This is a genomic window from Glutamicibacter bergerei, from assembly GCF_054495185.1.
Map to the genome: position 1 here is coordinate 593,062 of NZ_CM137131.1, position 20,922 is coordinate 613,983.

Sequence of the window (20,922 nt, forward strand, 5' to 3'; positions counted from 1 at the left end):
AATCAAAAACCAGTGGGTTAGTGGCTCGCTGGTGCCTCATCAAAAAGCGAATCAACGTCAAGATCGGGATTTTCATCCTGAGTTTTCACCAGTTCGACGGCTTCAGCGTCGGTAGCCACCGACGGCATAGAACCCGGAAGTGGTTTGCGTGCTGATTCCTTGAGGAAACACACGGCGATGAAGCCGGCTACGGACATGCCCATCACCCAGAAGGCAGGAGCCAGCGAAGACCCGGACATTGTTACAAGGGCTTGCATGATGAACGGAGCGAAGCCACCAAAAATAGCGACTGCAAAGTTATAAGAGATTCCCATTCCGCCATAGCGCGAAGAGGTAGGGAACAGTGCCGGTAGTGAGGAGGCAAGGTTAGAGACGTAGAACGTTACTGGGATCGCCAGCAGGGCAAGACCAAGCAAGGTGGACCAGATAGCTCCGTGCATCATGAACAAGAACGCCGGAGTGGCTAGTAGCACGGCGGAGACCGAACCGATGAAGAGTACGCGACGGCGCCCGATCTTGTCCGATAAGTGGCCTGCTAACGGGATGCACAAGGACATGCCCACCAGAATGGGCAAGGTCAGCAAGTTACCGTGCACCGGATCATACTTCAGCGTTTGGGTCAGGTACGTCGGCATATAACTGGTTAGTGCGTAGCCTGCGGTGTTTGCGGCTGAAACCAAAACGAAGCCGGTGAGCAGTTCACGCCAGTAGGCTTTGACCAGGTCGATGACACCCTTCGGAGCATCTGCAGAGCTCTTGGCATCCTCGCTGGCACGATTTGCGGCTTCCTGAGCTTCCTTAAACGCCGGAGTGTCCTCGATCTTGGTGCGGAACCACAGGGCGATGACGCCAAGAGGCAAGGCAACTAAGAACGGGATACGCCAAGCGAAGCCTTCCATCACGTCTTCAGTGAGAGTTAGCTGGAGGATCGAGACGAAGGCGGCACCCACGGCAAAGCCCATATACGAGCCGAGATCCAGAAGTGATGCATAGTAACCGCGGCGCTTATCCGGTGCGTACTCGGTGATAAAGGTTGTGGCGCCGGCGTATTCACCACCGGTGGAAAAGCCCTGAATGAGCTTCAGAACGACGAGAAGTATTGGCGCTGCGATGCCCCAAGCCGAGTAGTCTGGCAAGATACCGATGCCAAACGTTGCCAAGGCCATCATGAGGAGTGTGAAGACAAGAATCTTTTGGCGGCCGACTCGGTCGCCTAACTGTCCAAGGATGACGCCGCCTAGTGGGCGTGCCACGAAGGTTACGGCGAAGATTCCAAGGCTAAATAGCGTTTTGAGGGCTGGATCGAGGGTGGCCGGCATGAATAGCTCGCCGATAATTACCGCTAGGTATCCGTAGACCCCGACGTCGTACCATTCCATCAAGTTACCGACAACGGTACCGCCGATTGCTTTTTTGAGCATCGAATCGTCAACAACGTTGACGTCCTCTACCTTCAACCGGCGTTTCCTTAAAAATTTCGGCCCACGAGTATTCGCTGCTTCCATAAGCTTCACTCCTCATATCTTTCTTAATCTTCTCGTATGCTCTAGGTCGCTCAGCTTTCCTGTGCTGAAGGGCTTCGGGGAATCGTGCCACTTGGTGGTCTAGCCTCAGAGACTTTCTGCAGGCTTCAATGACTTCTCCCCAGATCACTGGCGACGATTGCTCAACGAACGATGAAGTGCATAATCGGACAAGCAACAAGACTAGCAAAACGTGAAATGGCACTTGTGCGTGGAGTCAAGTATTTGCAGTGGATTCGGAGGTTAATGCGTCCGAGCCCGAGAGGCTCCAGTGTAGAGCCATGCTCAATGCGTCCAGCTGCAGTTAGGAAGAACCTCGGGGAATATAGCCTGACTAGGCGATTAGTTGCATAATGCAATCGATTTTCGGTGCCAGTTTCACTTCGAAATTTTAGGATCAACCACGTTGAATTACTAGCGTTCCGGAGTGGATGTTAGCCGAGAAACATCAGGTGCAGTGCAGTCCACCTGTGGAGGATTTGCGATATATAACACATATCAAACTGAGGTCTGCGCAGCTTCATGGTCTCGTGGTCGATTTCTGCCACGGCGAATCAAAGTTCAACGATAGTCAATACTTGGGATAACAGGTTGGATACCTGGCGAAAACGTTGAAAAAAAGAAGATTAGCAGTGTTCTAAATTGGGCAGTGCCAAAATCTCCCCACCGTAAGCTCCGGGTATCACCGTTGTACAGGAAGGTTCAGGGCAAAAAGATGCCCCAAGACTGCCTGTAGGTATCTTGGGGCATGCGCTGGGAAGAATACTAGCCGCGTAGGCCAGCCGCCGCGTCGGTGTCGACCCTCAAAAAGGAGGAGCCAATAACAGCGAAGGCTCCCGGAATTAACAACATTCGGTGCTTCGGGTTATAGAAAATCTCCTCGAGCGGCGAAGCGATCACTCGCCGGATTTTTTCTAGGAGCCGTTCGTTGTCTAGGGATAGTCGTTCCTGTTCGGTTTCAATCACCACACGGTCTTGTTCGGTGCTCACCGACGCGCACATCCAGTCGTCACTCGGTGCACTCAGAGTCTCCGATTTAATCAGGGACACGGTTATAACCGCCTTCATCTTGCGTTACGCCACCGGAGAAGACCTCCGAGGCTACTCTCTTTGCTTGCACTCAGTGTGGCAGAGAACACACAACGAGACATATTGAATATAGCGCGATTCGCTGGTAAAAGCCCGTCAAACGGCTCAGATGTAACCAAGCTGTTACTCAAGCAGCCCGCGAATATCCTGAGCCGTCAAAGCCTTGGAAAAACCATCGGCCTCATCCATCACGGTAGAGATCAGCTTCCGTTTGGTGTCCTGCAAGGCCACAACCTTTTCCTCAATGGTTCCCTGAGCAATCATGCGATAGACCATCACCTGACGGGTCTGTCCGATGCGGTGTGTGCGGTCAATGGCTTGAGCCTCTACGGCAGGGTTCCACCATGGATCAAGAAGGAAGCAGTAATCAGCCTCGGTCAGGTTCAAACCGAAACCACCGGCTTTCAGCGAGATCAAGAACAATGGAGCTTCGCCGTCCTTGAACTGCTCGATTACCTTGGCGCGGTTTCGAGTATTGCCGTCAAGATACACATAGGGAATACCCTGCGCTTCTAGCTTCGCGGCAAAGATCTTCAAATAAGAGGTGAACTGCGAGAAGACCAAGGCGCGGTGATTTTCGCTAAGCACATCCTCAAGTTGCTCAAAGAGGGCCTCCAATTTCGACCCTGGAATCTCTGCAAGCTCAGGATCCACAAGTGACGGTTCCAACGCAAGCATTCGCAGGTGAGTGAGCGACTGGAAAATCGTAAAGCGGTTGCGATCCAGGTCTTCAACCAAGTGCAGAATTTTCTGGCGTTCTCGGTTCAGATGAGTGTCATAGACATGCTGGTGTTCATCGCTCAAACGAACCAGGACCTGCTGTTCCTGTTTAGCAGGAAGGTCCAGCACTACAGATTCCTTGGTGCGGCGCAGCATGAATGGCTTCACACGACGCTGTAAAAGCTGCAACGTTTCGCGATCGCCGAGCACCTCGATAGGTCGAGCAAACTGACGGTTGAAACGACTGGAGTTCATGAACAGTGACGGTGAGGTCAGGGACAATAGTGCGCCTAGTTCAGAGAGGTTATTCTCCATAGGAGTACCCGTCACAGCTAGCTTGAAGTTTGTCTGGATATTGACCGCACTGCGGTGAGCCTTCGTTGAGCGGTTCTTCACGAACTGTGCCTCATCGAGAATCAGGCCAGCAAAGCGTTGCCCCTCATAGACTTCATCGTTCAGACGAAGCAAGGTGTAGGTCGTAAGGATGACATCGTAGTTAGCCACCAGTTCTTTTAGCTCATCTTCTGAACCGAAAGTTCCTTCCACCGTGATCACCCTCAAACTTGGGGCGAATCGCTTAATCTCCATCTCCCAGTTCGATACGACCGAGCTTGGAGCGACGACAAGGAATGGTGCGCTCATGCGCTGTGCTGCGGGAAGCGTGGCCATATGCTCTGGGTCGTCCCACAGTTTGCGGGCATGAAGCATCAGCGCAATGGTCTGCAAGGTTTTACCTAGACCCATATCATCGGCGAGGATCCCGCCAAATCCGCCTTGATACAGACGTGCGAGCCATTGGAATCCCTCAACCTGATAAGGGCGAAGCGTAGCGTCAAGGGTGTCTGGTACTTGGGCTTCTTCGCCTTCTGCCACACGTAGCAGCGAGCGCATACGCCCTATAAAGAGATCAGCCCCGTCGATACCTTCAGCCAGCTCATCAAACTCATCAAAGAGTGAAACTTGGAAGACTGAGAGCTTCAAATCCGCGTCTTTTGGTTTGTCATTGAGCGATTGTGCTTCGTCGACAAGCGACTTCAGCTTGGCAAACAGGGGATGGTCCAATGAGAACCAGGTGTTGTCGGGAAGCTTAACCTTCATGGAACCGCTGGTCAGCGCCTCCATGATGGTAGAGAAAGGAACCTCGTGGTCACCAACGGTGATGAGCAAGCCCAAGTCCAGCCAGTCATTACGTTCGTGGCTCACGGCATTGATTTTCAGCTGTGGAAGTTCACGCAGCTGACGGTATACCGGGCGGATTCCTTCCTCAGTAATTTTCATAATGGACAGGCCCCGCAGCGCAGGAAGCAGATCCGAAACGAACGTGATCATATGTTCTCCGGCGAAGAACCTTGACGACAGATCGTGGTTGCTAGTGTCCGTGTGCTTCTCAAAAACGTCGTTAACGGTCCGGTATAACGCTTGCTCGGCCTGCGCATCATATACTTCGTGGTCGTATGGGACCCCCGGGTATCGGACCTGGAAGTAAATGGCGGCCGAATCTTTGACTGTGCCGTCGGCTTGTTCTTCGCGACTGAAATTCACGGTGGCATGAACCTCAGGTGGCGCCAGCGCGGGAAGCACCAGCCCTTCACTAATGCTGCGCAGGCTAAAGCGGCGCGCGAGTCGAGCGTACGACTCGTTAAAGAAGTCCTGCATTTGGTCCGAGGGGATCTGCAGAGGTTCACGATTCTGGAACCAACGGCGGTGCTGGGCAGGGATTATTTCGTCGCTAGGTGCCAACCATATTTGGTCTGGAGCTTCAAGTTCGACGTAAAAACCATGATCAGCGATGGTTCCCGCAGGGGATTCTGCGTTAAGGCTTAAGCTTTGTCCAGCAATGTGTAGCTGGCCAGCAACGTTGAGAGACCGGTCTTCTGTCAGGCTTGCCAGCAGTTCAAACCGAGACTGACGATCAACATTTACAGTGGTCTCGTGGCGGGTGGTAATGAGCTCGATTCCAAGCTCTTGCGCCTCGTCGAGCATTGGCCATAACAAGTTGGAAGCGTACTCGTCTAAAAACAGCCAATCTTCATCGACCTTGAACTGCAGCTGTGTATTGCCCCGGGCCAGGGCTGCAAAGCGAGTAAACCAATGGTGCTGGCCGCGAAGCAAGTTCCAGCCGTAAGTCTTAAAGGCGATGGTGGTCCACCGTAGCTGGCCACGAACCCAGCGACCCTCGGAATTACGCACCATGGGGCGAACGCCTAAGCGGAATCGCTTGTTCCGAGTGGGGTGTGGCACCGAACCGGAGGGCATCCACTGTTGCTGCTGAGAAGTATTTTTAGAGTCAAAAACCATGAACTGCAGGGCCATAGCCACTACAGGATCATTGGGGGAACCTAAAAGTCCCTCGGAAGGTCCTGGCTCCGGTTCCTCAAACCAAGTATTGACCTGAGTCGACCAAGCGGAAGCGGTTCTTTTCGTCTCGGCCATTGAAGGACGTGGTTGGTTCGCAATCTTATTCGCAGTCAGCGCAAGAGCCGCGACATGAGGGCAGACCGATCCTTTGTTACAACTGCAGTCGGTACTTTCCACGGTCCAGCCAGTTGCGCTTCGAACTACGGTGATAGTGGAGACAAACTGCTGGTCATCTTCCAAGATAGTGCCGGAGATGACGCTGCTACTTTCATCAAAAGCGACGTCAACTACCGATTCGTCTTTTTTAGCGAGCTGTTGCCCGAAGAAGAATGGAACGTCGCCCAAGTACGCCAGTAGGTGCCTTGCGTCGATGAGTGGTGGCACAGAATCAGTCATCCTCTCATCGTTTCACGTTCAGCGCGCTGGTGGAAGTTGAGAACCCTAACTGTGAACAATCACCCGTATTCGCGGTAGCTTAGTTACATGTCTCAAGTGTGGCCTTATATCCCCGCCCGTACAGTAAATATCACCACTCTGGTGGAATTCGACAGGCTAGCCGCCGAAGCTCTCGAGACCCAGATGGCACGTGCCAGGAACTGGCGTGTACACCGGGTTGATTTGCAGACAAGAGATTCGCTCCTGGGTACCCTCGATCTAGCCGACTGTCTTTTTATCGATTGTGTGTTCTCCTCCCAGGGGCGTGCTCTGGTTGAAGCTACCGGTGGGCTTTGCATGAGTAGTGGAGTGCAACTGCCTTTTGATATTTCCGAACGCGATTTATATACCCCGTATGAACTGTATTCAGGGATCAAAGAAGTGCCCTATGCGCAGGTACCTGACGCGCAGATATACACCTATTCACAATCTAAACCACCGCTGAAATTTGCTACCGACGACACCGCTATGGCTACCACATTGCATGACCACCATATTGGGCAGGCAATGATAAATGCGGTGTACGACGGAGTTTTCGCCAACACCCCGATGATTGGTGTCATGGGTGGGCATGCGGTACAACGAGGAACCCAAGAATTTGCCGATGCCGTTCAGCTTGGGACCACTCTCACGCGTAAGGGTTACTCGATTGTGACCGGTGGGGGCCCCGGTGCGATGGAAGCAGCTAATGCAGGTGCTTGGCTTGCCGATTATGAGCCCCAAGACATCGTTGCCGCCTTGGATATTTTGGCGCAGGCACCCGACGCTATCCGCCATCGCACTATGTGGGCGCGCGCGGCGGTACGAGTGCGTGAGCAATTTCCTAGCAAGAATCATTCGTTGGGCGTGCCCACCTGGTTCTATGGACATGAGCCACCAAACCTCTTTGCCACACATATTGCCAAGTTCTTCACGAATTCCATTCGCGAAGCGATCTTGCTCGAACAATCAAACGGCGGAATCATAGTGTTGCCAGGCGCTGCCGGGACCGTCCAAGAAATATTCCAAGATGCCTGCGAGAACTATTATGCGACCGGTGCGCGCGTCACCCCTATCGTTTTGGTCGGAGAAAAACATTGGCGCGAAGAACTACCGGTCTGGCCACTGCTCCAAGCGCTGGCAGTTGGCCGGGCCATGGAAGACCGAATTGCGTTGGTAGACACCGTGGACGAAGCGGTCGCATTCATTGAAACCATGACCCCGTTGCGTCGCCGCACACGGTTCTAAAAAAGCTTCTGGCCGCAGCCACCTTGGGCGGCGGCCAGATAGGCAGTGAGCGCTACGCTACCGAGGTTCCAAAGAGCAGACCCAGACAGTACGTAACCGCAGCAGCACCCAAACCAATGGCGAGCTGGCGCATGCCACGTTTTACTGGGGAAGCCCCGGAGAGCAAACCAACGATACCTCCGGTGAGAAGCAACGCAATGCCGACCAAGACCACGGCAACAATCACCGCAGGAAGACCGGAGAGTCCAAAGATATAGGGAAGAATTGGGATGACTGCGCCAGAGGCAAAGAACATAAAGGAAGACATGGCCGCTCCCGGAGCCGAACCAAGTTCCTCATGTTCGCGTTCAAGTTCAGCCGAGCGCACTTCCGGGTGGAGCGAGAACGAGGGGTTGCAGTCACAGGTGAACAGACCCATGCGTTCGGCGGCACGGTGCTCTGCATCCTCATCATTCATTCCTCGGGCCTTATAAATCAAGACCAATTCGTTCGCGTCCAAATCTAGATTCTGAGCCGCAGAGAGTGTGACCTGAGTGGGACGTGATGCGGAGAGCAGCTCGCGCTGGGAACGCACCGAGACGAACTCGCCGGCTGCCATGGACAGCGCACCTGCCAGCAAACCGGCAATACCGGAGAAGAGCACAAACGAAGACGCCACCCCGGTAGCGCCAATACCCATAACCAACGCCAAATTTGAAACGAGACCATCGTTGGCTCCGAAAACTGCTGCGCGGAAGTTGCCAGATAGTCGGGTGCGACCCGCGGTTGCCAAGGCCCGAACAACCTCCTCATGGACCTGTTCATCTGCAGCCATTTGCGGGGCCGCATCTTGATCGGTGGCGTAAGGAGAATTTCCTTCGGCGCGCTGGGCTAGCGCCAGGACAAAGACGGAACCAAAATGGCGGGCCATGAAACGCAACATAGTCCGTCGCAACGAGGGGCGGACCGGGCGGGCGTGTTCGCCTAGTTTTGCACGCCAGTAGTTTTCATGGCGTTCTTCGGCTTCCGCCAGTCCGCGCAGAATCTGGTGTTCTTGCCCGGTGCGTTTTACCGCTAGTTCACGGTAAATCGCACCTTCGGCGACTTCGTCGGCCATATATTTACGCCAACGACGTATTTGTACCTTGGTGGGCTGGGGTGTTGAGCTTTGGGTCATCACGGGGATGAGTCTCCTGAGACAGAGTGGATCTAGCGGGCAGGCTAATGATCCGAGGTAGGTTCAACTGTTCAGTTTAGTGAGCGAAGTGAAAGCTGGGAATTTGGCAAGGCTAAATACGTGGGGGATACCGTGATTATGCCCGGTGACGGCGATAAAAACAGAGAGTTCTTCTCGGGACACATCAAAACTGGGGGTTCGTACGGTACGAGTCAGGGATTCGGCCAGCCGTCGAGGATTGGTGACAAAATAACTAACCCAGAGACCATGCAGTGGAAACTGCACTTGACCGGTTTGCAGATCGATAATCGGAAGAACATTGATACTCATGGCAACACGTACCCTCAAGAGAGCTCTTGCCCGCAGCCGGTCGGCGCACGGACCGCTTCTTCATCCGAACCACCCATGAACCTGGGGTTGGTGCGCGGCCAGTCGGAGCTTGGCGCCGCATCTCGTGAAGCAACATTACGATGCTACACCGACCAGCTGCGCCCACGTAGTGCTACGTAATACTAGGTTTACCGGCCCTGCGCTCGCCGAGGACGAACCGCTCAGCGCTCTACTTACGCTGGACTACCTCTTGCGAAAGCTGTTGCAAATGCGAATATTGCTCTTGCCATTGAGCGGAACTGTAACTTGGGAGATTTAGAGCCTGTTCACGAAGGCCGACCTGACCGTCGAGCAGCTCACGAACTATATCAAGCTGTCCGGCGTGCCTGGAGGTCTCCGCGATCATATGCACGATGAGATGTTCTACGGTGCTGTGGCGATGAATGGACCACCAAGGGATGACGGCCGGAGAAGCTAACTCTAAATTATCCAACGCCGCTTCGGCGAAGGCGACGGATTTTCGGTACAGCTCTAGCACGTCTTGAACCGAATAATCTGCCGGAGGCAAAAAATCGATTTGTGAATCCTCACTTTGCAGCAATTCGAGTACATGATCATCGTTAGGGAGTAGCCCCAAGCATTCACCAAAGTAACCATATTCGGTCACAGCTAGGTGGTGCACGATGCCAAGCATATGGGTGCCGGTAGGCGTCATCGGACGGCGGGCCAATTCTTCGCTCAGCGCCTCGCACTTCCAAAGCACGGTGCTACGTGCCTCATTTAAATAGGCGCGAAGCCTTTGGGCGGACGGATCATTGATGGTGTCCATGCGCCGAGTCTAATTTCAGTCGCGTCCAATGGACAGGGCTGAAACGACATTAAGATCGTGAGGTTATCTGAACAGCGACTGCTTAAGTCGGGGCCCGGTTGCATATTGGTAAACTTGCCCAATGTAAGGGTCGGATCAGAATGGTTTGGCCACATCTGTGACCGAGGACCACCAACCCGTGGCGTCTTGGCAACAAAAATGGTGGGAGCTCATGAAAACACTGCCCGTAGAACCCACCGGCGCAGCGATCAATATTGGCGCCCGTTTGCGAGGCGTACGACAAACGCGCCGGCTAACAATCGACCAAGTCGCCGAAATGTCTGGGCTGACTAAAGGTTTCTTGTCTCGGGTCGAACGGGACCTGACAAGCCCATCCGTGTCGACATTGCTCAAGCTCTGCGATGTGTTGGGAATAGAAATTGGCCAACTTTTTTCTGTGCCCGAAACAAAACTAGTCAGGCTTCAAGAAGCACCACGCATTGCCCTAGGTGGTGAGGGAATCACCGAACAACTTGTCACCCCACGCACCGAAACACGTGTGCAAATGATTAGGGCCGAGGTTGCGCCACAGGGTTCGGGTGAAGCCGAACTATATTCGGTGGACTGCAAGGTGGAAGTGCTTCATGTGATTTCTGGCGGATTCACTTTGGTGTTGCCCGAGGACCGTATCGAATTGCACGCAGGAGATACCGTGACTTTTCCGGGCCGCGAGCCACACAGCTGGGAAAATACGACTGATCAGACAGCCGTAGTCACGTGGACTCTCTTACTCTGAATGACAGTGAGCGGTTCGTTCGGGAAAATTTTAGCCACGAGCGGCTGACCGTTTTAGCTAGATAAATTTCAAAGCGTATCCTTGAAATAGTGTCAACAACGTTAATCGACGCCGCTAAATAACCGAAGGGAGCTCCGTGACGGAAAGTGAGCCACGGGCTGAACAGTCGGAACTACGCTCTGCCAATTGGTGGATGTCTGCAATTCTCGGTGTCCTCATTGGTGTGACCATGACGTTGATTCGCACCCAACGTAATTTTTTCATTCTAGGTGCCGCGATTCTTGCCGGCGTAATCTTAGTGTTGGGACTTCGCACTATTTATCGGCGCTCACGCTACCCACAGATGGCTCAGGCTAAAACTTCATGGGTTTATGGGCTTTGGGCCGTGTTGTTGCTGGTGCTTGCTGGCCCGGTACAGCTCATATACGTGGCGGACGAACTCGACGAAATTGCCATCAAGTCGTTAGTTCTCTCGGTGGGTTTCACCCTGGGGTTCCATGAAGTGGACCGGGCCATAGTTGATAGCAGTAAGAAGTCCTTCAAAGCTTAAACGCTAGGCAGTGCTCACTCATAGGGAGGATGCGATGTCCGCCGAGAACCTCGCGATCGGAATCGACATCGGGGGAACTAAAATTGCCGGGGGCATAGTAGATGGTAATGGCCAGATCCTGCGCCGAAGTTTCCGTCCCACTCCGGGGCAGAATGCAGCCTTGACCGAAGATGCTATCGCCGCCGTAGTTAACGAGCTGAGCGATGGTAACCAGCAGCTACCAGTAGGTATCGGAGCCGCCGGGTGGATCAATCGCAGTGGCTCTCACGTTCTTTTCTCGCCTCATCTTGCCTGGCGCGATGAGCCGGTGCTAGAACGTCTCGAAGCAAAAATGAACCGCAAGGTCAACTTAAACAATGACGCGGATGCCGCTGGATGGGCGGAACACCGTTTTGGTTCCGCGCGCGGCGAAGAGCTCAGTGTTTGCCTAACTCTCGGCACCGGCATTGGCGGCGCAATTATTTTTGATAATCGAATTTTACGGGGCAGCTTTGGTGTTGCCGGCGAGTTCGGTCATCAAACCTTAGTAGTCGAGGGGCATCGTTGCCCCTGTGGCAACCGTGGGTGTTGGGAGCAATATGCCTCAGGTAACGCGCTGGGACGCGAAGCCGCAGAGCTTGTCCGGCTCAATTCTCCCCGAGCGCATAATCTTCGTGAGGCCTGCTCCGCGGACCCAGCGCTGGTCACGGGCGCGATGGTGACATCTTTGGCCGCTAATGGCGATCTCGCCTGTATGGAACTCATTGAAGAGATGGGAGGTTGGTTGGGAATGGGAATCTCAAACCTTGCAGCAGTTCTGGATCCTGGTGTCGTGGTGATTGGAGGGGGACTGGGATCCGCTTCTACTTCCCTGATTGCAACGGCCGAGGCGACGTACCGCAAACTCCTTCCGGGACGTGGATACCGCCCCTACGCCCGCATTGTCCGTGCGCAACTCGGCGCGGATGCAGGGTTGATCGGTGCCGCGGATTTAGCACGACATGACCGCTAAATAGCTTACAGCTGGGCAAAACGGCCAGTAGTTCAGATGTGTTATCCAAGATAGAATCTCAGTCTTTTCGCAGGGTGATCCACCTCGTTTTCCCGAAAGGTGTGGTCGTGGCGTCGACTGCGTGACGAGCAGAATTTTCCAAAGCAGGAAATTATGAACGTGGCTAAAAATTTACCTAGTTGAGTGTTTGAGAGTCTCACTTTCCGTTAGAACGGGAGGGTGGGGCTCTCATTCTTCACAAACGTGCCTCATTATGGACGAATACACCTTGACGGTAGGCGTGCCAATAAATAGCATGGGAGGAAACTCATGTTTCATATTAGGCAACTCTTGATTGGGTGTGCCGGGAGGAAGCGTTCATGAAAGAAGTACGGATCGAAGAAAATGGGAACATCGGCCCCATCAATGCCGCCGTCATTCCCCGTTACGCAGGCGGTGGAACCTACGCACGGTTGCCACGCCTAGATCAGGTATCAAAGTCCGATATTAAAATTGTTGGCGTTCCCTTTGACACCGGTGTTTCTTACCGCCCTGGGGCCCGCTTCGGCGCAAACCACGTGCGTGAATCGTCGCGATTGATCCGTCCCTATAACCCAGCCGTCGACGTTTCACCTTTCGCTTTGAGCCAGGTCTCCGACGCTGGAGATATGGCAGTCAACCCGTTCAATATCAATGAAGCCATTGAAACAATCGAACACAACGCACTAGAACTGACCGAGGATGGTGCAACTTTGGTGACTATCGGTGGTGATCACACCATTGCGCTGCCTTTACTGCGTGCCGCTTCGCAGCGCGCTGGGGCACCGGTAGCAATGTTGCACTTCGATGCGCACTTGGACACCTGGGATACCTACTTCGGCGCCGAATATACCCACGGCACACCATTCCGTCGCGCTGTCGAGGAGGGCATCCTCGATACTGAGGCGATCTGCCATGTGGGAACCCGCGGTCCTCTCTACGGTAAGAAAGACCTCGAAGATGACAAGCGTTTCGGTTTTGGCATCGTTACAAGCTCAGATGTCTACTATCAGGGCGTTAAAGAAATTGTTGCTAAACTGCGTGATCGTATCGGCAATCGTCCGCTCTATATCTCAGTAGATATCGACGTTCTTGACCCAGCACATGCGCCTGGCACCGGCACGCCAGAAGCCGGCGGTATTACTAGCCGCGAACTGTTGGAAATCTTGCGCGGCTTGCGTGGACTGAAAATTGTGGGCGCCGATATTGTTGAGGTGGCACCTGCCTATGATCATGCAGAGCTCACAGGCGTTGCTGCCTCGCACGTCACCTATGACCTGATCAGCCTGATCAGTGAATACCGTCAGCTGAATGGACAGAACAACTAATGAGCAACGAAGTGCAGCGTAACGGTGGTGACCTCGTTGTTGAAACGCTCAGTGCTCTCGGAGCTAAAACGGTCTTCGGGATTCCCGGGCAACATGCGTTGGGTCTTTTTGACGCGTTGTCTCGTTCCAATCTGCAGTTCATTTCTTCGCGGGTGGAAAACAACTCTGCATTCGCCGCGGATGGTTATAGCCGCGCCACCGGTGAGGTAGGAGTACTTTTCCTTTCCACGGGCCCCGGCGCACTGACCTCTCTGGCAGGGTTGCAGGAAGCCTATGCCACCGGTGTGCCAATGGTGGTTATTGCAAGCCAGATCCCGCTGGATGGCTTAGGTGCACGACGTAAAGGCATGTTGCACCAACTTGATGACCAGAAGGCCTCGGCTGCGAACGTCACCAAGTTCCAGCAAACGGTGCATCACGCCTCCGGCATACCTTCGGCGATCCAAGACGCTTGGGCGCAGGCGGTAACCGTGCCAATGGGACCGGTGTGGGTTGAAGTGCCGCAGGACGTCTTACTGGCACCGGTCTTTGTTCCACCCGTGCATGATGCCTTGGCCGAGGCTTATGAGCACCCACCCCGGGTAGAACTGATTGACGAGGCAGTTCGCTGGCTCTCAGATGCTAAACGACCAGTCATCGTCGCCGGTGGTGGAGTGCGACGGGCCGGAGCGGAAAGCGAACTGCTCCAGGTCGCCGAGAAGCTTAATGCCCCAGTGCTGTGTACTCCTGGAGGTAACGGTGCGTTCCCATGGGAACATGAGCTTTCTTTGCAGTCTTGGGTAGAAGACCGATACGTCACCGAGGTCTTGGAAGACGCAGACGTCTTGGTCGTTGTGGGCTCATCACTGGGCGAAGTGTCCAGTAACTACTTCACTCTGGCTCCTCGTGGACACATGATTCAAATCGATGCCGAGCCACGGGTGCTTGAGTCAAACACCCCGGCCCTGGGAATCCGCGCTGATGCCAAGACTGCTTTGGAATTCCTGGTCTCGAAACTCAACACAACTCAACTGTCTAGTAGCCCTGACTGGCACGGACAAAGTCCAGCGCAGCTGGTCGCTCAAACCCTGGGCAAGGTGCAGAACCGACTGCGAGGCCAAGGGCTGGATCTCGAGCAGAAGTTCATGGCCGATATCCGCGAAGCGGTGCCAGCGGATATGCAGACCTTCTGGGATATGACGATTGCGGCCTATTGGGGCTGGAGCTGCTGGGATTCTCGCGATGGTGAATTCCACTCGGCGCAGGGTGCCGGTGGATTAGGGTTTGGGTTCCCTTCGGCCATTGGCGGTTCCATTGGCCTGCAAATCAAGGGCGCCTCGGCCGCGCAAGCGCGAGTTCTTGCGGTATCGGGCGATGGTTCATCTATGTATTCAATTGCTGAGCTTGCCACCGCGAAGCAACACAACGTGCCTGTGACATGGCTAATCGTTGACGATGGCGGGTACGGAATTCTACGCGAATATATGGAAGGTGCCTTTGGCAAGGCAACAGCTACCGAGCTAACCCGGCCCGATTTTGTGGCGCTGGCTCAATCCTTCGGAGTTCCAGCGCGGCTGGTGGAAGCGGATCAGATTGGTGAGGCGCTACGTGAATCATTTGCGGGCGAAGGGCCTAATGTGATCGTTGTACAGACGCTTCTGCGCATGTTCGCGCCGACCCACCTAGGGGAATAGCACATAGTTTCGGCGCCCTCGAAAGGGGGCGCCGAAGGTGTCTGAGCTAATGCGTGAAGTGGTAAACCACTCCGAATAGCAATGTGGAGACGCCCATGCTTATACCGATGAGCAGTGGCTCCCAGTCCAGAGACTGAATCGCCAACATCACTGCGAAGGCCGTGAAGAGCAATATTGCCCCAATACCTCCGAAGATCACCCCTCCGCCACCATGATGCTGCACGGCGGAATGTGCAGTCCTTTGGATATGTGGTGTCATGCCCTCATGGTACGACCGAAGCCAGCGGAATTACCCTGCTTTGGCAAATAGTTCGATATTGTCAGATTTGATTGGAGCGCGTCTGAGTGCGCAGCTGATGTACTCGCAACGCCGCATTGTTTAATGATTCGTAATTAGCTCCGGGGCCTTGGGCGATGAACCCATCGCAGAAGTGATCGGCAGCTACCTGTTTACCGAAAGCCAAACCTTGATAAGTCCCTCCAGCCATCCGAATTAGGTGTGCTCCGGCTGCGATGTCCCACGGTTTGGTATCAAAACCGATACTAGCGTCACACCATCCAGCCGCCACATGCGCGAGCCCCAGCGCGGCCGACACTTTGCGACGTACCGTGGCAAAGTCTTGAATCCATGCTCCGAATACTTCCAAAGCCAGCGGTCCATCCTTAAACAGGGATTCTGCGCCCGGGTAGTCGGTCATCAGATTTGCGCGTGCCTGCTCGGGACGTTGGCTCGGGGTAAGGCGCTGGTTGTTGAGGTATGCAGCCTCGGAGTTAGCGCTAAATTGATCTCCAGAGATCGGGTCGACAATCACCGCGGCAACCAACTGATTGTCGATGGCCGCAGCGATAGAGACGCAGAAAAACGCGATGCCGTGTACGAAGTTGCTGGTCCCATCGATCGGATCAACGATCCACTGCACTTGAGCGGCCGCCGGTGTTCCCGAATCCATGTCGATATTTTCTTCACCAAGAACCCAAGAGCCCGGAAAAGCGGTACGCAGCGAGTTGGTGATGATCTCCTGGCTTTGCTTGTCCACGGCGGTGACTAGATCATGACTGTTAGTTTTCTCTTCGAAGGTGATTTTGTTGCGAAATGCACCTTGTATTGCGGGCGCCGCCTGCAGTGCGGCGTTCAGCGCCGTGAGTCGAAGAGTCTCAGCCAGTTCCGGCATTGAAGCTATTTTGTGTGAGGTCACGGTTTAACCCTACTCGGTGCGCGGTCACCGGTTTGTTTGTGGGGTTATTGAAGACCGAACAGTTAGACTTCCAGTATGAGTAGCATGCAACCGATTTTGCCCAAAGAGTCATTGACGGATCAAGTCACTACGAAGATTCGCGCGGCGATTGTGTCCGGTGAAATGACGCCGGGCAATCATTACTCGGCGATTGCTATTTCTGAGAAGCTCGGAGTTTCGCGTACTCCGGTACGCGAAGCGTTGCAGTTGCTCGAAAAGGAAGGCATTGTGACCGTCGCGAAAAATCGTGGTGTGCGCGTGAATCAGATTTCCTTGGACGACATTGTCGAGGTATTCCAACTTCGTTTGGTTGTGGAGCCCCCGGCCGCGGCCCGTGCGGTACTCAACGCCAGCGAGGCTGATCTTGAGATTTTACGCGAACTGCACCACGAAATGATCTTGGTGGGGCAGACCGGGGACGGGCGTGCCACCTTAGAGGCGGATAAAAAGTTCCATCTTTACTTACTCGGGCTGGCGCGTAACGCGAAACTTGACGGCATTGTCGGGGAACTGCGCAATTTGGTGTTGGCCCATGGGCAGGTCACGATTCCACAGGCCCGAACGAGCCAAGATCTAGCCGGTGACCGCGATGAGCTCATGAACGCAATCCTGAAACGCGATCCATCCGGTGCGCAGATCGCCATGCAAAATCACGTTTTGCGCACCGCGCAGATGCTCGTGCGAGCGGTGTGCGCGCGCACGCCAGGGCTGAATGATGAGCAGTACCTGTCTCGGTTGGAAGAGCTCATCTTTTAGCCTCGATTATTCCCCGTGCTATTGAACACTGGAACTAATTGCCATACAGTTGCATGCAACATGTAACTGTTCATTTTGGGATTAGATCGTAGGTGGCTCATGGCTCAACCAATGCAAGGAGTTAAGGTCGTAGACCTGTCACGGATCCTTGCCGGTCCGTTATCTACCATGACGCTGGGCGACTTCGGGGCCGAGGTGCTGAAAATTGAAAGTCGCGCGGGAGATGAAACACGCGGGTGGTTGCCGCCTGTCACCAGCGATGGTGTGAGCACGTACTACTCGGCGGTGAATCGTAATAAGCAGGCAATTATCGTCGACTTCAAGAACTCCGACGAACTGCACGAACTACGCAAGATTATTGACGACGCAGATGTGCTCGTACAAAACTTTCGTCCCGGTGTGCTCACCCAATTCGGACTTGACTACGAATCTGTCAAGGAAACGAACCCCCGCCTAGTGTATTGCTCGATTTCCGGATTCGGTGACCGGGCAGGTGCCAGCCTTCCTGGGTTTGATCTTCTGGTTCAGGCTGTCGGAGGACTGATGAGCATCACCGGAGAACCCGAGGGGACACCGAGCAAAGTAGGTGTGGCTTTGGTTGATGTGCTTGCCGCCCAGAATGCGACAACCGGAATCCTGCTTGCCCTGCGCGAACGCGAGCAAAGCGGCCTAGGGCAAAAGGTAGATATTTCGCTGATGACATCCATGCTGGCAGGACTCACGAATCAAGCCAGCAGTACCGTAGCGACTGGTGAGTCGCCGCCACGCTTGGGCAATGCACATCCGAGTATCGCGCCGTATGAAACCTTCGCAACAGCGGACGGAGTGATGGTGATCGCTGTCGGAAATAACCGCCAATTCTCGGCTCTGGTTTCAGAACTAGGGGTGCCTGAGCTTGCCAGTGACAAACGTTTTGTTGAAAACCTGGAGCGTGTAAAACATCGACGAGAGCTCAAGGAGCTCATTGAAGAAATCACGGTTCAAGACAGCGCCATCCGCTGGACAAGTCGCCTAATGCAGGCTGGAGTTCCAGCAGGCAAGGTCAACTCTGTCGCAGAAGCCTTAGAGCTCGCGGTAACGCTCGGGCTGGAACCTTTGGTGAGTATCGAGGACTCAGCTACCGGACGGCGTTCAACGCAGGTGGCAAGCCCGATTAACCTCTCGCGAAGTAAAGCAGAATACCGTCTTGTGCCCCCTGCCTTAGGCGAACACCAGCAGACTTTTCTTGGCACCGCCAAACTCTAAAGGAGATAATTCCATGAATGATTCACTATCGACCGCTGCCCTAGACCCAGCCGATCTGATCAACTTTGATGCGTTACTCAGCGGTGAAGAACTCGCCTTACGAAACAACGTGCGCTCATTTGTTAATGAAAGCATCAAGCCGAATATTGCCAACTGGTATGAAAATGCCATTTTCCCCTTGGAAATCGTACCGGAGATGGCGAAGCTAGGCCTGCTTGGAATGCACCTTGACGGCTACGGCTGTGCAGGACGTTCAGCCGTTGAATATGGTCTAGCTGGTGCCGAATTGGAAGCCGGAGATTCCGGACTGCGCACCTTCGTCTCGGTCCAAGGATCACTGGCCATGAGCGCCATTTACAAGCACGGTTCGGAGGAGCAAAAACAAGAATGGTTGCCACAGATGGCAGCGGGCCAAGCGATTGGCTGTTTTGGTTTGACCGAGCCGACCGCGGGTTCGGACCCTTCTAGCATGACAACGTTCGCCCGCCGGGATGGGGATGATTGGGTACTAAATGGCCTGAAGCGTTGGATCGGCCTAGCCAATGTTGCCCAGGTGGCGGTAATTTGGGCACAGACCGACGAAGGTATCCGCGGATTTGTGGTGCCTACCAAGACTGCTGGTTTCAAGGCCACGCCCATTGAACCTAAACTTTCAATGCGTGCCTCTGTCCAGTGTGAAATTGAAATGACCGACGTTCGTCTGCCAGCAACCGCAGTGCTTCCCAACGTGGTCGGACTTAAAGGCCCATTCTCTTGTTTAAATGAGGCTCGCTACGGAATTATCTGGGGTGCTATGGGCGCTGCACGTGACTCCTTTGAAGTAGCGTTGAAATATTCGCAAGAACGATTGCAGTTTGATAAGCCGCTGGCTGGCTACCAAATGACACAGCAGAAGCTGGTTGATATGGCTTTGGAGATTAACAAGGGCTTCCTGCTGGCTCTTCATATTGGACGTCAGAAGGATGCCGGAGCTCTAGATCTGCATCAGATTTCCGTGGGCAAACTCAATAACTGCCGTGAGGCCATCGCAATCTGTCGAGAAGCTCGAACGATTTTGGGCGGTAACGGCATTACCTTGGACTACTCGCCATTGCGTCATGCCAACAACCTAGAATCCGTGCGTACCTACGAAGGAACCGATGAAGTGCACACGCTGATACTGGGTAATAAGCTTACCGGCATTCCGGCCTTCCGCTAAAGATCTTCTGTACAAGAAAAGCCAAAAAATATGACACAGCAGACCGCAGCAACTCTCCACCAATTCATAAATGGCCACTGGATCCCCGGCAATGCCGACGAGCTCGTTTCGACCAGTGCGGTCGACCCAGAGATTCGTGTGGCCTCCGGAAAAGCCGCAGATACCGCACAGGTCACCGAGGCTTTCATAGCAGCTGAGGGTGCCAGAGCTAGCTGGTCCGCCATGCCAATGGCCGAACGCGCAGGATATCTCCTTAGAGCCTCGGCTTACCTTAATGAGCACGCGGAGCAATTTGGAGCCGAGCTGGCTACAGAAGAGGGCAAGACTCTGCCCGAAGGGATAGGCGAGGTACGTAGGTCAGGACAAATACTGTCCTATTACGCAGCGGAGTCTGAACGAACCAGCGGAAGTACCTTCCACTCTCCCCGGGTGGGAGAACAGATCCTGGTGTCCCATAAGCCTTTGGGTGTGGTGGGTATCGTAACCCCGTTCAACTTCCCGATAGCTATCCCCGCATGGAAAATTGCACCGGCACTGATTTTTGGAAACACCGTCGTGTTCAAACCTGCAAGTCTCGTCCCATTGTTGGCGACGCGGTTGGTTCAGGCATTCGAACATGCGGGCCTGCCGGAGGGAGTGCTTAATCTGATCATCGGTCCTGGCTCGCTGGGGGACTCAATAATGGATCAGCCGCAGCTAGCAGGCTTGTCGTTCACTGGGTCTACAGGTGTTGGACGCAAACTTTGTGCACTGGGAGCTGCTCGAGGGATACCGGTGCAAGCAGAAATGGGCGGTAAAAATGCCTCGGTAGTGCTTGCCGATGCGGATCTGGACCTTGCCAGCGAACAGGTGCTGTTCGGCGCTTTTCGATCCAGCGGACAAAAATGCACCGCCAGCAGCAGGCTCATCCTCGATGAGTCTATTGCCGATGAATTTCTGAGAAAACTCATCCTACGATTGTCCCAATGGGTTACCGGTGACCCGCTGGACCCAGCAGTACACATGGGCCCCGTCGTTGATATTAGATCAGCCAACGCTGTCCGGAACGGGATTAAGAAGGCGAAGTCTGAAGGCGCCGAGGTCATTTTTGAAGGTATCGCCCCGAAGTGTGCAACGTATATCGCGCCCACAATTCTGGGTATCAGCAATGATGTCCGAGGCCGAGAAAACACGGCATGGCGCGAAGAATTTTTCGCCCCGGTACTCACCTTATTGCGAGTCTCGGGAACCGAAGAAGCTTTTTTCGCTGCCGAGGACTCAGAATTTGGGTTGAGCCTAGCCTTGTTCACCCGAGATTTAGCTACGGCTATCGATGCGCAGCAACGCCTGGATGTCGGCATTCTCCATGTGAACTCGGAGTCTGCCGGAGCCGATCCGCATGTACCGTTTGGTGGCGCCAAAGCTTCGGCCTATGGTCCGAAAGAGCAAGGAGCAGCGGCGAGAGAGTTCTATACTCACACCACGACAGTTTATTTACGAGGTTAGG

18 protein-coding genes and 1 riboswitch are annotated in these 20,922 nt (G+C 54.2%); of the genes, 10 read left to right on the forward strand and 8 right to left on the reverse strand.

Going from position 1 to position 20,922, the window contains the following annotated elements; genetic code table 11:
- Positions 1 to 17 precede the first annotated feature (17 nt).
- From ACX5K5_RS02790 to ACX5K5_RS02800, 3 genes are all read right to left on the reverse strand, one after another.
- Entirely contained in the window at positions 18 to 1,505 is a 1,488-nt protein-coding gene (locus ACX5K5_RS02790; RefSeq protein WP_459174999.1) for an MFS transporter, read from the reverse strand.
- A 783-nt stretch (positions 1,506 to 2,288) separates the two neighbouring features.
- The gene (locus ACX5K5_RS02795; protein ID WP_459175000.1) at positions 2,289 to 2,573 is read right to left on the reverse strand and encodes a hypothetical protein; all 285 of its coding nucleotides are present in this window, start codon (positions 2,571 to 2,573) and stop codon (positions 2,289 to 2,291) included.
- A gap of 162 nt (positions 2,574 to 2,735) precedes the next feature.
- Complete coding sequence (locus tag ACX5K5_RS02800; RefSeq protein ID WP_459175001.1) at positions 2,736 to 6,086, reverse strand: DEAD/DEAH box helicase; 3,351 nt, start codon at positions 6,084 to 6,086, stop codon at positions 2,736 to 2,738.
- A gap of 87 nt (positions 6,087 to 6,173) precedes the next feature.
- Here ACX5K5_RS02800 and ACX5K5_RS02805 point away from each other — a divergent pair, with 87 nt between their 5' ends.
- On the forward strand, positions 6,174 to 7,352 hold the full coding sequence (locus tag ACX5K5_RS02805) for an LOG family protein (protein ID WP_096253735.1): 1,179 nt from the start codon (positions 6,174 to 6,176) through the stop codon (positions 7,350 to 7,352).
- Positions 7,353 to 7,404: 52 nt separating this feature from the next.
- Here ACX5K5_RS02805 and ACX5K5_RS02810 read toward each other — a convergent pair whose 3' ends face one another.
- From ACX5K5_RS02810 to ACX5K5_RS02820, 3 genes are all read right to left on the reverse strand, one after another.
- Entirely contained in the window at positions 7,405 to 8,508 is a 1,104-nt protein-coding gene (locus tag ACX5K5_RS02810; RefSeq protein ID WP_096253734.1) for a VIT1/CCC1 transporter family protein, read from the reverse strand.
- A gap of 63 nt (positions 8,509 to 8,571) precedes the next feature.
- Positions 8,572 to 8,838: a hypothetical protein gene (locus ACX5K5_RS02815; RefSeq protein WP_096253733.1), complete on the reverse strand. Its 267-nt coding sequence runs from the start codon at positions 8,836 to 8,838 to the stop codon at positions 8,572 to 8,574.
- A 17-nt stretch (positions 8,839 to 8,855) separates the two neighbouring features.
- A riboswitch (SAM riboswitch) is annotated at positions 8,856 to 8,968 on the reverse strand.
- A 99-nt stretch (positions 8,969 to 9,067) separates the two neighbouring features.
- Positions 9,068 to 9,667 carry a DinB family protein gene (locus ACX5K5_RS02820; RefSeq protein WP_096253732.1) on the reverse strand — a complete coding sequence of 200 codons (600 nt, stop codon included), beginning with the start codon at positions 9,665 to 9,667 and terminating at the stop codon, positions 9,068 to 9,070.
- A gap of 211 nt (positions 9,668 to 9,878) precedes the next feature.
- Between ACX5K5_RS02820 and ACX5K5_RS02825 the strand changes: the two genes are divergently transcribed.
- From ACX5K5_RS02825 to ACX5K5_RS02845, 5 genes are all read left to right on the forward strand, one after another.
- Entirely contained in the window at positions 9,879 to 10,442 is a 564-nt protein-coding gene (locus ACX5K5_RS02825; protein ID WP_096253731.1) for a helix-turn-helix domain-containing protein, read from the forward strand.
- A 136-nt stretch (positions 10,443 to 10,578) separates the two neighbouring features.
- Positions 10,579 to 10,992, forward strand: a complete 414-nt coding sequence (locus tag ACX5K5_RS02830) for a hypothetical protein (RefSeq protein ID WP_096253730.1) — start codon at positions 10,579 to 10,581, stop codon at positions 10,990 to 10,992.
- Between the two features lie 34 nt (positions 10,993 to 11,026).
- The gene (locus tag ACX5K5_RS02835; RefSeq protein WP_459175002.1) at positions 11,027 to 11,983 is read left to right on the forward strand and encodes an ROK family protein; all 957 of its coding nucleotides are present in this window, start codon (positions 11,027 to 11,029) and stop codon (positions 11,981 to 11,983) included.
- 359 nt (positions 11,984 to 12,342) lie between these two features.
- Positions 12,343 to 13,329: an agmatinase gene (gene speB / locus ACX5K5_RS02840; RefSeq protein WP_096253728.1), complete on the forward strand. Its 987-nt coding sequence runs from the start codon at positions 12,343 to 12,345 to the stop codon at positions 13,327 to 13,329.
- Positions 13,329 to 15,002 (forward strand): thiamine pyrophosphate-binding protein, encoded by a 1,674-nt coding sequence (locus ACX5K5_RS02845; RefSeq protein WP_096253727.1) that lies wholly within the window; start codon positions 13,329 to 13,331, stop codon positions 15,000 to 15,002. Before speB ends, ACX5K5_RS02845 begins: the two co-directional genes overlap by 1 nt.
- A 46-nt stretch (positions 15,003 to 15,048) precedes the next feature.
- Here ACX5K5_RS02845 and ACX5K5_RS02850 read toward each other — a convergent pair whose 3' ends face one another.
- Entirely contained in the window at positions 15,049 to 15,225 is a 177-nt protein-coding gene (locus ACX5K5_RS02850; protein WP_346060448.1) for a hypothetical protein, read from the reverse strand.
- A gap of 97 nt (positions 15,226 to 15,322) precedes the next feature.
- Positions 15,323 to 16,198, reverse strand: a complete 876-nt coding sequence (locus tag ACX5K5_RS02855; RefSeq protein WP_346060447.1) for an inositol monophosphatase family protein — start codon at positions 16,196 to 16,198, stop codon at positions 15,323 to 15,325.
- 75 nt (positions 16,199 to 16,273) lie between these two features.
- On the opposite strand from ACX5K5_RS02855, the gene ACX5K5_RS02860 reads away from it, so the two are divergent.
- The 4 genes from ACX5K5_RS02860 to ACX5K5_RS02875 all read left to right on the forward strand — a co-directional run bounded on the left by ACX5K5_RS02860 (position 16,274) and on the right by ACX5K5_RS02875 (position 20,921).
- Positions 16,274 to 16,993, forward strand: a complete 720-nt coding sequence (locus ACX5K5_RS02860; protein WP_096253724.1) for a GntR family transcriptional regulator — start codon at positions 16,274 to 16,276, stop codon at positions 16,991 to 16,993.
- A 99-nt stretch (positions 16,994 to 17,092) separates the two neighbouring features.
- Positions 17,093 to 18,238: a CaiB/BaiF CoA transferase family protein gene (locus tag ACX5K5_RS02865; protein WP_096253723.1), complete on the forward strand. Its 1,146-nt coding sequence runs from the start codon at positions 17,093 to 17,095 to the stop codon at positions 18,236 to 18,238.
- 13 nt (positions 18,239 to 18,251) lie between these two features.
- Positions 18,252 to 19,436, forward strand: coding sequence for an acyl-CoA dehydrogenase family protein (locus ACX5K5_RS02870; protein ID WP_188684164.1), 1,185 nt, complete (start codon positions 18,252 to 18,254; stop codon positions 19,434 to 19,436).
- Positions 19,437 to 19,466: 30 nt separating this feature from the next.
- Entirely contained in the window at positions 19,467 to 20,921 is a 1,455-nt protein-coding gene (locus tag ACX5K5_RS02875; RefSeq protein ID WP_459175003.1) for an aldehyde dehydrogenase family protein, read from the forward strand.
- Position 20,922: the final 1 nt, after the last annotated feature.

Bases quoted from the DNA above. Each gene is read 5' to 3' on its own strand.
- ACX5K5_RS02805 (WP_096253735.1), top strand. From the start codon at position 6,174: ATGTCTCAAGTGTGGCCTTATATCCCCGCCCGTACAGTAAATATCACC.
- ACX5K5_RS02815 (WP_096253733.1), bottom strand. From the start codon at position 8,838: ATGAGTATCAATGTTCTTCCGATTATCGATCTGCAAACCGGTCAAGTG.
- ACX5K5_RS02870 (WP_188684164.1), top strand. From the start codon at position 18,252: ATGAATGATTCACTATCGACCGCTGCCCTAGACCCAGCCGATCTGATC.
- ACX5K5_RS02820 (WP_096253732.1), bottom strand. From the start codon at position 9,667: ATGGACACCATCAATGATCCGTCCGCCCAAAGGCTTCGCGCCTATTTA.
- ACX5K5_RS02790 (WP_459174999.1), bottom strand. From the start codon at position 1,505: ATGGAAGCAGCGAATACTCGTGGGCCGAAATTTTTAAGGAAACGCCGG.
- ACX5K5_RS02825 (WP_096253731.1), top strand. From the start codon at position 9,879: ATGAAAACACTGCCCGTAGAACCCACCGGCGCAGCGATCAATATTGGC.
- ACX5K5_RS02835 (WP_459175002.1), top strand. From the start codon at position 11,027: ATGTCCGCCGAGAACCTCGCGATCGGAATCGACATCGGGGGAACTAAA.
- ACX5K5_RS02810 (WP_096253734.1), bottom strand. From the start codon at position 8,508: ATGACCCAAAGCTCAACACCCCAGCCCACCAAGGTACAAATACGTCGT.
- ACX5K5_RS02865 (WP_096253723.1), top strand. From the start codon at position 17,093: ATGGCTCAACCAATGCAAGGAGTTAAGGTCGTAGACCTGTCACGGATC.
- ACX5K5_RS02845 (WP_096253727.1), top strand. From the start codon at position 13,329: ATGAGCAACGAAGTGCAGCGTAACGGTGGTGACCTCGTTGTTGAAACG.
- ACX5K5_RS02875 (WP_459175003.1), top strand. From the start codon at position 19,467: ATGACACAGCAGACCGCAGCAACTCTCCACCAATTCATAAATGGCCAC.
- ACX5K5_RS02800 (WP_459175001.1), bottom strand. From the start codon at position 6,086: ATGACTGATTCTGTGCCACCACTCATCGACGCAAGGCACCTACTGGCG.
- ACX5K5_RS02860 (WP_096253724.1), top strand. From the start codon at position 16,274: ATGAGTAGCATGCAACCGATTTTGCCCAAAGAGTCATTGACGGATCAA.
- speB (WP_096253728.1), top strand. From the start codon at position 12,343: ATGAAAGAAGTACGGATCGAAGAAAATGGGAACATCGGCCCCATCAAT.